General features: G+C 38.5%; 17 protein-coding genes. 11 read left to right on the forward strand and 6 right to left on the reverse strand.

Annotated features, from left to right (window positions below):
* Position 1: 1 nt before the first annotated feature.
* Positions 2-928, forward strand: a complete 927-nt coding sequence (locus ABEB05_RS03135; RefSeq protein WP_265787436.1) for a hydroxypyruvate isomerase family protein — start codon at positions 2-4, stop codon at positions 926-928.
* A 57-nt stretch (positions 929-985) separates the two neighbouring features.
* On the opposite strand, the gene ABEB05_RS03140 is transcribed toward ABEB05_RS03135, so the two are convergent.
* Entirely contained in the window at positions 986-1,918 is a 933-nt protein-coding gene (locus ABEB05_RS03140; protein ID WP_265787438.1) for an FAD:protein FMN transferase, read from the reverse strand.
* A 172-nt stretch (positions 1,919-2,090) separates the two neighbouring features.
* Entirely contained in the window at positions 2,091-2,582 is a 492-nt protein-coding gene (gene tadA, locus ABEB05_RS03145) for a tRNA adenosine(34) deaminase TadA (RefSeq protein WP_265787440.1), read from the reverse strand.
* 70 nt (positions 2,583-2,652) lie between these two features.
* Between tadA and ABEB05_RS03150 the strand changes: the two genes are divergently transcribed.
* The 8 genes from ABEB05_RS03150 to ABEB05_RS03185 all read left to right on the forward strand — a co-directional run bounded on the left by ABEB05_RS03150 (position 2,653) and on the right by ABEB05_RS03185 (position 8,930).
* The gene (locus ABEB05_RS03150) at positions 2,653-3,195 is read left to right on the forward strand and encodes an adenine phosphoribosyltransferase (protein ID WP_265787442.1); all 543 of its coding nucleotides are present in this window, start codon (positions 2,653-2,655) and stop codon (positions 3,193-3,195) included.
* Positions 3,196-3,357: 162 nt separating this feature from the next.
* A complete protein-coding gene (locus ABEB05_RS03155) occupies positions 3,358-3,786 on the forward strand; it encodes a hypothetical protein (RefSeq protein ID WP_265787444.1) in 429 nt (142 codons plus the stop codon).
* Complete coding sequence (locus ABEB05_RS03160) at positions 3,783-5,024, forward strand: hypothetical protein (RefSeq protein WP_265787446.1); 1,242 nt, start codon at positions 3,783-3,785, stop codon at positions 5,022-5,024. The genes ABEB05_RS03155 and ABEB05_RS03160 overlap by 4 nt, the downstream gene beginning before the upstream one ends.
* 342 nt (positions 5,025-5,366) lie before the next feature.
* Positions 5,367-5,804: an ATP-dependent zinc protease family protein gene (locus tag ABEB05_RS03165; RefSeq protein ID WP_425558396.1), complete on the forward strand. Its 438-nt coding sequence runs from the start codon at positions 5,367-5,369 to the stop codon at positions 5,802-5,804.
* 19 nt (positions 5,805-5,823) lie between these two features.
* Entirely contained in the window at positions 5,824-6,738 is a 915-nt protein-coding gene (gene rimK / locus ABEB05_RS03170; RefSeq protein ID WP_265787450.1) for a 30S ribosomal protein S6--L-glutamate ligase, read from the forward strand.
* Positions 6,731-7,693 (forward strand): succinylglutamate desuccinylase/aspartoacylase family protein, encoded by a 963-nt coding sequence (locus tag ABEB05_RS03175; protein ID WP_265787451.1) that lies wholly within the window; start codon positions 6,731-6,733, stop codon positions 7,691-7,693. Before rimK ends, ABEB05_RS03175 begins: the two co-directional genes overlap by 8 nt.
* Positions 7,694-8,062: a DUF952 domain-containing protein gene (locus tag ABEB05_RS03180; protein WP_265787453.1), complete on the forward strand. Its 369-nt coding sequence runs from the start codon at positions 7,694-7,696 to the stop codon at positions 8,060-8,062. It abuts the gene before it with no gap.
* Between the two features lie 4 nt (positions 8,063-8,066).
* Positions 8,067-8,930, forward strand: a complete 864-nt coding sequence (locus tag ABEB05_RS03185) for a M28 family peptidase (protein ID WP_265787455.1) — start codon at positions 8,067-8,069, stop codon at positions 8,928-8,930.
* A 35-nt stretch (positions 8,931-8,965) separates the two neighbouring features.
* Here the strand turns inward: ABEB05_RS03185 and ABEB05_RS03190 are convergent, their stop codons facing one another.
* Entirely contained in the window at positions 8,966-9,418 is a 453-nt protein-coding gene (locus ABEB05_RS03190; RefSeq protein ID WP_265787457.1) for a fasciclin domain-containing protein, read from the reverse strand.
* 812 nt (positions 9,419-10,230) lie between these two features.
* Between ABEB05_RS03190 and ABEB05_RS03195 the strand changes: the two genes are divergently transcribed.
* Both ABEB05_RS03195 and ABEB05_RS17095 read left to right on the forward strand, forming a co-directional pair.
* On the forward strand, positions 10,231-10,518 hold the full coding sequence (locus ABEB05_RS03195; RefSeq protein ID WP_265787459.1) for a DUF4242 domain-containing protein: 288 nt from the start codon (positions 10,231-10,233) through the stop codon (positions 10,516-10,518).
* Positions 10,502-10,570 (forward strand): BBE domain-containing protein, encoded by a 69-nt coding sequence (locus tag ABEB05_RS17095; RefSeq protein WP_350356647.1) that lies wholly within the window; start codon positions 10,502-10,504, stop codon positions 10,568-10,570. The genes ABEB05_RS03195 and ABEB05_RS17095 overlap by 17 nt, the downstream gene beginning before the upstream one ends.
* Before the next feature lie 71 nt (positions 10,571-10,641).
* Here ABEB05_RS17095 and ABEB05_RS03200 read toward each other — a convergent pair whose 3' ends face one another.
* Genes ABEB05_RS03200 through ABEB05_RS03210 form a run of 3 tightly spaced genes read right to left on the reverse strand, consistent with a single transcriptional unit; the run spans position 10,642 to position 12,315 of the window.
* A complete protein-coding gene (locus ABEB05_RS03200; RefSeq protein ID WP_265787461.1) occupies positions 10,642-11,112 on the reverse strand; it encodes a redoxin domain-containing protein in 471 nt (156 codons plus the stop codon).
* Positions 11,113-11,120: 8 nt separating this feature from the next.
* A complete protein-coding gene (locus ABEB05_RS03205; protein ID WP_265787463.1) occupies positions 11,121-11,720 on the reverse strand; it encodes a hypothetical protein in 600 nt (199 codons plus the stop codon).
* Between the two features lie 7 nt (positions 11,721-11,727).
* On the reverse strand, positions 11,728-12,315 hold the full coding sequence (locus tag ABEB05_RS03210; RefSeq protein ID WP_265787465.1) for a hypothetical protein: 588 nt from the start codon (positions 12,313-12,315) through the stop codon (positions 11,728-11,730).
* Between the last annotated feature and the right edge of the window lie 3 nt (positions 12,316-12,318).

Below are 12,318 nucleotides of genomic sequence, written 5' to 3' on the forward strand. Positions count from 1 at the left end.
TATGGACAGGAAAAATTTCTTGAAAAATGGCCTCTTAGCCGGATCTGTCATGGCAACAGGGGTAGGGGCAAGTTCTCTTGCACAAACGGAAACGATTGAAGGCAGGCCTGAAGGTAAGAATGATTTTAATCTGAATTATGCTCCTCATTTCGGAATGTTCCGGCATCATGCAGGTGACGACCTTCTTGACCAGTTAACGTTTATGGCCGAAAGAGGATTCACCGCACTAGAAGATAACGGGCTAATGGGACGTAATCCCGAAATGCAGAAAAAGATTGGAGAACGACTAGCCAAACTGGATATGCAAATGGGTGTTTTTGTCATCGACAAAGGCGGCAATGGTGCCAATACGTTTGCATCAGATAACGAGGAACATACTGAAATCTTTGTAAATGCCTGCAAAGAGGCTGTGGAAGTGGCTAAGCGGGTCAATGCGAAGTGGATGACCGTAGTACCCGGAAATTTTGAGCGGCGGCTTCCTATGGATATTCAAACCAGCAACGTTATTGAAACGCTGCGTCGGGGAGCGGAAATACTTGAACCTCACGGACTGGTAATGGTACTTGAACCGCTAAGTGATACGCCTGATTTGTATCTGCGTACCTCAGCCCAGACTCATATGATATGTAAGGCTGTAAACAGTCCTTCTTGTAAGATTCTGTATGACATATATCACATGCAGAAAAATGAAGGGAATCTTATCAGAAATATTGACTTGTGCTGGGATGAAATTGCCTACTTTCAACAGGGCGACAATCCAGGACGGAATGAACCTGGTACCGGAGAAATTAACTTTAAAAACGTCTTTAAGCATATTCATGACAAAGGCTTCGACGGTATTATGGGAATGGAACACGGTAATTCAATGGATGGCAGGGAAGGCGAGCAGGCGGTTATCGATGCTTACCTTGAAGCCGATTCTTTTTAAAGAGGGGATAGGCATTCTTAGCTGGAGAAAGAATCGGCTGTAAAATGCCTGGCTTATTTATTCAGAATCAAGAATCAATCGGTTGAAATGAGCCGATTGATTTATCTTGATTCCTTCTTCTGTTTGATGTTGATATTCAATACGTCCCTCTACACTACATTTTTGATTGATTAGAGATATTCCTTCCTCAGCATCCATTACGCTGAGGGCTGAAGCATAGCTGTCCGCTGTAATACCATCGGGCGCTATGACCGTAACCATGCTTTGTGTCGTTAATCCCATACCGCTTTTGGGATTAATAATATGTGAATAACGCTCGCCATTGATATATACATACTGAAACAAATCTCCGGAGGTTGCAACTGCCCGGTTGGATAATTGAAGCGTTATATTATTGGAAGTTCCTTCTTTAGTATGGACAGGTATCCGGATGATCCATCCATTTTTGCCCGGAGGCGGATCACCGACTCGGATATCGCCACCGGCATCAATGAGGGCCGAATGGATATTTTGGTTACCTAAAATACGAAGTACTTCATCCGTTGTATACCCCTTAGCGATCGCCCCCAGATCCAACTGCATATTTTCTTGTTCCAAGGCAATTGAGGTGGTGGAGGAATCCAAGGCTACATTCTGATACCCGATACGGGTACTGAGGTCTTTCAAAACCTTTCGATCTGGTAATTTTGGTTCCTCCATTTGGCGTATTTCTCTCCAAAGCCTAACGAATGGACCAATAGTAATATCAAAGGCCCCATTCGTTTCTTCTGCAACCTCCTGTGATTTACTTACTACGGTAAAAAGGGTAGAGTCAACCGGAATATATTTATCCGATCCAGAGCGTTCGGATAGCTTATTGAGATTACTATTGGGATCATAATCGCTTAATATGGTATTTAACTGCTCAATCCTTTTAAAAGCCAAGTCTGCAGCTGATTGTGCTGTTGAATCATCGGGCGCATAAAAAATGAGAGTAAAAAGTGTTCCCATATGCTGCTCCTTAAAAGTATATCGGCTTAACTCTTGGGCGTATGATAAATTGACAAAACTTGTTGTACACCATAATATTACAGCTAATGATATGATGTATTTTTTAAAGTTCATTCAGTTTAAATATTTGTGATATTTGAAATTCTACTAGGAAACTATTTACAGTGTATTTTTATTGCTGGCCGTTCTGTTTCCCCCGGCGTTCTTGGAAAAATTGCTTTAAAAGCCATTCGCAGTCTTTTTCCATGAATCCATGTAGAACTTTAGGCTGATGATTTAATTTTTCACTGCCTGCAATATTAAATATGCTTCCACAGCCACCAGCTTTAGCATCAAGGGCCCCAATAATAACGGTATCAATTTTGGCCCACACTAATCCACCAGCACACATGGGACAGGGTTCAAGCGTTACATAGAGCGTACAACCCGTGAGATATTTTTCTTCAAGGGTAGAACAGGCTGCTGATATTGCCAGCATTTCTGCATGAGCCGTCGGGTCTTTTAGCCGTTCAGTTTGGTTATATCCTTTCCCAATAATTTGATCGTCTTTGACAACTATTGCTCCAACAGGAACCTCTTTTTCTTCGTAGGCCTGCTCTGCCAGATGAAAAGCCTGCCTCATAAACTGGAGATGTTTCTTGGCCCCGGAGATATCGTTATTCATATTTATTTGCTTCCTTGGTTGTTAAATAGATATTATCAAATCGAAAATCTTAAACAACAAGATAACGGGAATGGACGAAGTTAGACAAAAGATTATTGCATTACTTAAAGAAAATATCCGGAATGTACCGGATTTTCCGAAAGCGGGTATCCAATTCAAGGACATAACTCCTTTATTACGCAATCCCGATACGCTGGAGTTAACCTCACAAATTCTTTCCCGTCCTTTTCGTAATGCCAATATTGATTACGTAGTTGGCCTTGAGTCCCGTGGCTTTTTATTTGGTACTAATTTGGCCCAGGACCTCCATGCCGGATTTGTTCCTATACGTAAACCGGGGAAACTGCCCGCAGAAACGATCTCCGCTACTTATGCCCTCGAGTATGGGGAGGATACAATTGAAATCCATAAAGATTCCTTTGCCACAGGAGACAGGGTATTGATTCACGATGACTTGATAGCTACCGGTGGTTCCGCTTTAGCAGCGACTGAATTAGTGGAACAATTGGGAGCAGAAGTAGCCGGATACTCCTTTATAGCCGAATTAGCCGCTCTTTCTGGCCGGGATCAGCTTAAGGAAAATATCCCCATAGATATTTTATTGGCCCTTTAAAATTGTCAGGAACAATTGTTCCTTCATCCTCTATAATTAGTGTTCTTAGCAAGAAGTACGTTAACTATAACATATAGATGGATGATATTTATGGAAACATTTACCAAAAAAATGGGATGTGTTTTAGTTTTGGCTCTATTAATTTTAGGGGGCTGTAAGTCAATGGCTATTAATAAGGTTGACTATTCGCAGCCAATCGAGTCAGTTTTAGAGCCGGATAACGAGGGAAATGTAGAGGATATAAAACACGGGCTTAAGTTTAATATACTTCCCCTGCAATACATGGAAACACAGGATACTACGTCGGTCACCACTTCCGAAATTCGATATATCAGGGGCGAGAAGGGGTATTACTATATTACAGCACCAACATACCAGCATGTTTACCTTATGAGTCCCGAAGAAGGAGCGCTTGAACTCGAAGAGAGATTTCTTATCAATAAAGCAGGAATACAAGAGCCTGCTTTTAACCAGCGGAATAAATATATAGAACTGCTTGACCGAAGAAATGGAGAAAGTTACAGGCTAACCATAGAAGGGCTGGAACAAGATGAATCCGAAATGAAAAACTCTGAGGAGAACTCATTATGAAACATTCACTAAGTCTTTTAAGCGTTTTTTTACTTTTTTGTACGACTCAATCATTTGCTCAGCTGGATGAAAAATCAGATTATGAAATCCAGCAGAGCTTTAAAGCTGAGTATGAGGAGTTTCAGGAGAAAATAGATACCGTAAGCATTTCTGACAGCGCCAGAGCAATAACGGAGGATATAGAAGCTTTTGATGAGACCTATAGCCCTCATGAGGAACTACTTGACAAAGCACTGTATCCCAATACTTATGAGCAACAAATAGCCGAACTTAGAAAGGCATCAGAATCAACTGCTAACAGGCTGGCAAAAATGGAGGAACAGGATGAACAGCTTACAACCTTAGAGATTCGCCTTCTGGCTTATCAAGAGCATGTACATCAGCTTACTCAACAGGCCGATTCTCTAAAAAAGGCGATGGAAGAATCCATACAAAGTGAGCGTCAGCTCTCGGGAATGGTTCAAAACTACAGGCAGAATCTTGAAGAAAGAGACGAGCTCATTCTGGCTTTTATTGATTCCACGGTTGTTGCCTATGAGCAGATGGATCTGGAAGCCTTGGCTCAGCTTGAGGAATTAAATAAAAAGAGAAGGCTGGATGATAATGGTGATGTACTGACGTTGCTTAGAGATATTTCTGCTGAAAATGTCAATATTCTGGAAGAAAACACTAGCAGACTCTATCTGGAAGACTATATGCGCATGTATGAGGTTCAGCAACGTTTTGATCGGATGTGGAGTCAGCTCGGCGATAAAATTACTGAAGTTTACGGAGGAGATAATGCTGAAACGTTGTCTCAGGAGGTAAATAATAATCTTCAGGAATGGGAGCAATTGCTCCAGGAAAATACTCTTGCAAGTATGCAGGATTCTCTTCGTGAAAAAGGAATTAATATTGATGGGCTTAATAATAAAAGTGAATTTTATGCTTCTCTAAATTCCTATTTGGATAGCGCAATCCAACGAAGTAAGGAAGGTGCTTCGCAAACAGATTATGAGCACTACCGATCGTTTCAGGACTTTTGGAATCCTATTGAAAGAAGATGGTCCTCAAACTTCGTTAATGCTGATTTCATGACGGATGACCAAATGATGACTATCTCAGAAAAGACAGATACATGGTCGCGTCATGCCGAACCGGAGTCCAACACGATGCTTTACCTGTTTATTGGTACCGGAATTATTGCACTTATATTGGGGGGATTTCTTATCCGTGAAAAGCGTTCAAAGAAAGGGTAAAATTCAACCGGCCAGTATCCAAATTATTTCTCACTTTAACAGGCCACAGCCAACCAGCTGTGGCCTGTTATTTTTTTATATTATTCTTCATATCTGATTTTATATCAAATAGTTACGTATACCGTGCTGGTTGTTATATATTTTTCCGGAAATAAAAATTGAATCAACAAGGAGAACTTGAATGCATTGCTATGGGACAGGAAGGTATTATATACTGTAATTTAGCTGAAGGCTGTAATGGTTTCTATTTACAGAAAGTTTATTCAATAGGTGATAGATAGTATAATAACTTGTATACTTAAACCCGTTGTAAATTCATCGTAACTAACGGAGATGAATAGATTGCAAGAAAAGAAATTAAAAATAATCGGCCGGCTTGAACGCATCAATTTTCCGGAGTGGGATCTTTTTGATATAGATGCTAAAATAGATACTGGAGCCTATACTTCAAGCCTTCACTGCCATCATATTGAACCATTTTCTAAGGAAGGACGCTCGTATGTCCGTTTTAACCTGCTGGATCCGTCTCATGAAACCTACAATGAAAAGCTTTTTGAACTTCCTGTTCATGCTACAAAAAATATTAAAAGTTCTAACGGAACCACAGAACAGCGTTATATTATCAAAACAGCAATACGCCTTTTAGACAAAGAATTTAAAGCTGAACTTTCTTTAGCCGATCGCTCAGAAATGCGTTATCCGGTACTTTTAGGGCGTAAATTTATCAACAAACGCTTTGTAGTAGATGTATCAAAAAAATATTTATCTGATAATAATTAAGTTACTCTTTATTTAGTATATGCATATAGTAATTTTATCCCGAAATCCTAAACTTTACTCGACCTCCCGGCTTGTGGAAGCTATTGAAGACAGTGGACACATTGCTACGGTTCTCGATCATTTAAAATGTGACATTGTAAGTGAGGAGGACAACCCCTGTATCTATTATAAAGGAGTAAAAGTAAAAGATGTCGATGCTGTAATACCTCGAATTGGGGCTTCTGTTACTTTTTATGGTTCTGCTGTAGTACGACAATTTGAAATGATGAAAGTATTTACTGCTGTTGAGTCACAGGCTTTGGTTCGTTCTCGTGATAAGCTTCGCAGCCTTCAAATTATGGCAAGAGCAGGAGTAGGAATGCCCAAAACCGTTTTCACCAATTATTCCACCGAAGTAAAAAAAATTATCGAGTCTGTTGGAGGGCCTCCGCTTATTGTCAAACTACTTGAAGGAACCCAAGGGGTTGGGGTGGTGTTAGCTCCTACCTTCCAGGCAGCAGAATCCATTATTCAGGCCTTCCATAGCATGAAAGCGCGTGTGATTGTGCAGGAATATATTGAAGAAGCTAAGGGAGAAGATATACGGGCTTTTGTGATAGATGGTAAGGTGGTAGGTGCCATGAAGCGTAAAGGAGAAGAAGGAGAATTCCGCTCTAATTTACATAGAGGCGGTTCCGGTAACCTGATCAAGCTCAGCAAGGAAGAGCGGAGAACAGCCTTAGTCGCTGCTAAGGCGATGGGTATATCTGTAGCAGGGGTTGACCTGTTGCAGTCTAGTCGAGGCCCCTTGGCTCTTGAAGTAAACTCTTCTCCCGGCTTACAGGGTATTGAAGCTGCTACCGGAAAAGATATTGCCGGAAAAATCATCTCTTTTGTAGAGCGAAAAACGAAACAAAACAAGTCTAAAGGAAACCAGATTCCCAGAAATGTCTGATTCAGAGGTAATAAACATTAATGGGCATCAGGTTGGCCGGGGAGAACAAAAACAAATTGAACTTAATATCGCCCGGCTTCCAACCCACACAAATATTGATCTTCCTATACAACTTTTCCGGGGCAAAGAGGAGGGACCGGTACTGCTATTGACCGGGGGATTACACGGGGATGAGATCAATGGCGTAGAAATTATACGCCGGATGATCCACCAAAATTTGCTCATGCCTCAAAGAGGTACCGTTATTGCCATTCCATTAGTTAATACCTACGGTTTTATACAAAATATTCGCGGATTGCCTGATGGTAAGGATATTAACAGAAGTTTTCCCGGTTCGGAATCTGGCTCACTGGCCAGCCTAATGGCTTATACTCTGATGAATAAAATTATTCCTCATGTAGACTATGGAGTAGATTTTCATACCGGAGGCGAGGCCAGATCGAATTATCCCCAAATTCGCTGTGAATGGGAAAACAAGTCAAACCAGGAAATAGCCCGGGCTTTTTCACCTCCGCTTATTCTTGACTCATCAGTAATCGATGGAACATTCCGAAAGGCAGCTCAGGAAAAAGGGACTCCTATTATTGTGTTTGAAGGAGGAGAAGCGCTTCGATTTGATGATTTTACGATTCAGGAAGGCATGAACGGAGCACTGAGGCTTATGCACTATCTTGATATGATTGAGGAAGGCCCTGAAAAGCAGGATACGGAGATATATGATTCCTCTCCATGGATTCGGGCCCATTATGGTGGATTATTTCAGCATGAATCAAAACTCGGAGACCACGTAGAGAAAGATCAAATTTTAGGATATATAAGTGATCCTTATGGTGAACTTTGGTATGAGGTGAAGAGCCCGGAAGAAGGACGGGTTATAGGTCTTAATAATGCGCCTGTTGTATATAAAGGAGATGCCCTGGTACATATAGCTTGCGATTTTCTCAAAACAATTTAAATGAAAAGAAACAAAATGCGCGACGATTTAATCTTTCATATAACTACCGAAGAAAATTTTAATACATTTAAAAAAAATAAAAACTATGAGCCGGAATCCCTTGATGAGGACGGATTTATCCACTGCTCTTCCGGTCACCAGGTAGAAAGTACGGCAAATAAAAAATTTGCTGGACAAGATAAATTATTATTATTGGTGATAGATGTCACGGCACTGAATTCAACAATTAAATATGAGAAGGATCCCGAAAGCGGAAAGAAATATCCCCATATTTATGGTCCGCTTGATACCAATGCCATTATAGATAAAATTGAGGTCTTGGCCGAAGATAACGGTGACTTTAAAATTGGCTTTATATCAAAGACTTAATTGTATGGTATCAAACCTTTTAAGCCATATTAAGCAAGTCGCTGAATGTCCTTCGTTCAGCACATATGAAGAGCGGCTTCATCCTTATATATATTCTGTATTTGAGTCCATAACTGATGATGAATTAATCGTTGAGGGAAATAATTTGGTTTTCCGATTAGGAAATAATCCTAATAAACCGACTATAGCTCTTACAGCACATCTGGATAAAATCAATCATTATGGAAAGGACTATCCGGATTTATTGCCAGTGGCTATTACCGACCATTATATAGAAGGAGCCATGGACAATAGTGTGGGGGTTGGACTCTTATTATATTTTGCGGGAAAGGCGAAAGAAAACCCTTCTTGGCCTAATCTTTTATTCTTTTTCTCGGAGATGGAAGAAAGTAAAGGACTAAAAGAGCACCCCGATTTACTCAAAAATAATGGTAAAGATTTTGATCATGGAATGGGAGCCAGGCGAATAGCTCAAGCCTGTATCGATAAGGATTGGTTACCTGATCAAGTGATTACATTAGATACCACACCATTATTCAAAGGAAAGCAGGGTATCGCACTATATGCCAAACACTGGGAGCTTAATGGCCTCGAAGAAACTGAATCACTGAGACTAATAACAGAACAAGTAGTACAAAACTTTCTCGCTATTGATTCAACCATCCAACTCCATAACAATACCAACGATTACTTACATTATGGATACGAATTTAATGCTCATACGGGTAAGGATATCATTTCAATAGCGCTTGAGCCTGCTATCTATCCTTATCATCAAAAGGGAGAACGTGTTTTTATAGAGGATCTAATGCAACTGGTCCAAATATTGAAAGCGTATCTCAAGTATAATGATAAGTTAAGGAAGTAGATATAGCAGTGATATTTAAATGTAATAAATCTGTGCTATTGAATCACTCCGTTTATAATGTGAATAACTCCATTGCCAGCCCGAATGTTGCTTTGTTCCAGGGGATAGTTTTCTATAGAAAGAGAGCCATTATCCATTTTTACTATCTCTATAGTAATACCACTGAGGCAAGTTACCTGTGACATATGTTGTAGGCTCCGCTTAGTAGCAGAACCCGTAATAATATGGTTCAAGAGAAAATTTGAATCTGTTTTAAGTTTGTCATCCACTTGGGCAAAAGCATTATTCGAAGGAGCAAATACGGTAAACGATCCGCTATTACCAGAAAGTCGATCATCCAATCCGGCATTTTCGAGCGCCGCTGCAAACTCTGACGTCTGTCCATTTGATTTTAGTGTTTCAAATACAGATTGTGCAGCAATATTTTGAATTCCGATAAATAATATTCCAAAAACCAAAAATCCGAATATTTTGAATAATTTTTCCATAACAATGGTAATTAATATTTGATTTAATCCCAGAGTGCTTTTCACGATTTTATGATACCATAAATTGATATAGATACCAATATAAAAACCTTCTTATGCAACAACGTTTATGAAAGTTCCTTTAATATCTTTTTTCTTGTAAAAAACATGAATAAGGCCAAAAATGCTAATAGGATAGCATTAAAAAATAATTTAAGCCGCTTAGAAGCCAAATTTGAAATAAATGCATTTTAAACAATCTAAAGGGCATTTCTAGTGTTTAAACATTAATTTAGTCTTAAAATGCTACGCAAAAGAGTAAATAATCAAATAAATTCAATTAAAATTATAGAGAGACAATGAAATATAAGAGACCAAAGCGCTGATTTTCATTAATGATATTATTTTAAAGGTATGATCAGTTTATGCTTTACTATCACAAAATAAATGACCTTAGAAAAGTGATCTTTGAATTATGATCAATTTATTTTTACAACTCCTAATATTTAATCTATGGAAACAAGTTTTTGGCCATATCAACATATAGTATATAGAATGCGGTATTATAATATGGATACCTATATGTCGTATAATTTATATTATGTAAAGTAAAGATAATTAGTCGAATTGGGTTCATCCATAATATCGATAATTATCCTCCCTATTTATCTATATTGAAACATGCAGATACCAAAAACATAAATTGAAAACATGTATAATGCTCATTCATTAAACTTACTTAATAATTCCTTTTAAGTACTTTGACTATTGTTTTTTTGAGTACATCAATATTGTCCCCCCCCTCCTTTAAGGTTACTACTATGCCACTTTATATGGATATCCATTATGTTGGTGAGATTTCTGTTGCTGATATCCGGGAAGCTCATATTAAAGATTTAGAAGTTCAGGAAAAGTATGGTGTAACCTATCACCAGTACTGGTATAATAAAGAAGTCGGCACGGTATTCTGCCTGATGGAAGGACCGGATAAGGACGCTTGTATTGCTACCCATAAAGAAGCGCATGGGTTTACGGCATGTAATATTATAGAAGTGGAAGGTGGTCTCTATGATTTATTTATGGGTAATAATTCAATTACAGAAAATAAAGTCCAAATATGATCCTAAAAACTTTTTCCATGTTAACCAGAATATTAAACCAGAGTTAATTTGAGAAAAGGAATCTTTTGGAAAAATAATTTAACTATCCGATAGGTTGTAACTCAAATCCTTATATAAAATTTATTATTTATTGTCGGATGAAAGACTTTTTTGAATTGATTTGAAATCTGGGAGATCGGACGAGTCTTCAAGTACTTCTTTATACTGTATTAATCCTTCCCTATCGATTACAAAGGTAGATCGCTTTGCAACCCCCTTCATTCCAAAATAATCATCATACAAGACACCATAGCGAGCGCTAACTTCCTTATTAAAATCACTTAAAAGGGTAAAGTTTATATTTTCTGATCTTTTGAATGCCTTTAAAGCAAAAAAGCTATCTATGCTTATACCAATAACTTTAGCATCAAAAGCATTATACAGCTTCATATTGTCCCGGATAGAACACAGTTCATCAGTACAGACATCGGAAAATGCCAATGGAAAGAAGAAAAGAACTTTTGGTCTTTTCGAAAAATCGTTTAGCGAAATGCCTGTACCGTCGGTGTTCTTCAATGTAAAGTCCGGAGCCTTGGTATTTACTTTAGGTACCATAAACACAATTAATATTTATGAGCATATTTATATCCAAATACGGTAGTTAATATTGCAACAGAAATAATGTATTTCCAACTTGAGGCTCCTCCTGAAAAGCTCCAATATGTTATAAATGATATTAAAAATAGAACAACTCCAGCCAGAATATAGATATATTTATTCAATCTATAGGTATATACTCCATACATCATTAGAGCTATGATAAGTGCACCCGCCTGATACAAAAAAAACAGCCACTCTTTTAAAACTATATTATCCAGAACAAAGAAATACGAGATGACGATAAAAAGAGGAAGTGCCGTATATGCCATGGGAAATTGGGCGAATACAGGCTTAGACTCGCGTATAAAAATAGCCATTGAGCTAAGTATAAAAGCCAGGCAAAAGAGATGTCCCCATTCAATAATAAAAGATGCTATTGCCGCAAAAGTGGAAGAAGTAAAAAGTGAGTTCAGTACAACAACAAACTCAAGAAAAGCGAAAATTCCGGCAGCAATAGTAAGCCCCAGAAACTTAAGCCGTCCCCTGCCCCGGGCAAATTTAATGAGTTCAAAAGAGGCATAAATTCCAATGAAAATTAGTAGTATATCAACCCAGGGTATCAAAATATTGTTATTTCCTAGTGGGCTTATCAGCAGAATTATCTGAATTGTTGTTAGTCTGCTGCCTATCTCTCCTGCTTTCTATTTCACGTCGATTTTCTTTTTCCTTACTATAGACCATGGCGCGATTGGCAATTTCCTTTAGCATGCGACGCTCAAACTGAATCATCTCCTGCATGAAATTAAACAATAGAATGGGATTATTGTCCTCATATATAACTGTTTCCCAATCAATTAGCGATATTTCCTTGATAGAATTTACGAATCCCACTCGATGTTTAGATATTTTCCGAAGAATTTTTTGGATATTATTTACTTCACCATCAAACTCAAAGCTATCTTCATAGTGAGTAAAATTGTCAATGTGGGTTGGCCGTTTACTCTTTACCGTTTCTTCCATAATTGGACGAAAATAAGAGAGCTGAGCATGATCAATAAGCAATAGTATTTCAGCTATCGATCGTTTACCGGGTGGTTTTACTTCATAAGGAACATTATCGATGACATATTGAAGAGCATCAGCTTCGTCCTGCAAATAAGCCGCATCTTCAACAAGCTGATTAACCTGTTCCTGAGTAATCTCTTTTTCGGTCATCATCCG

It is taken from the genome of Fodinibius salicampi (assembly GCF_039545095.1).
Taxonomy (GTDB): Bacteria; Bacteroidota; Rhodothermia; order Balneolales; family Balneolaceae; genus Fodinibius; species Fodinibius salicampi.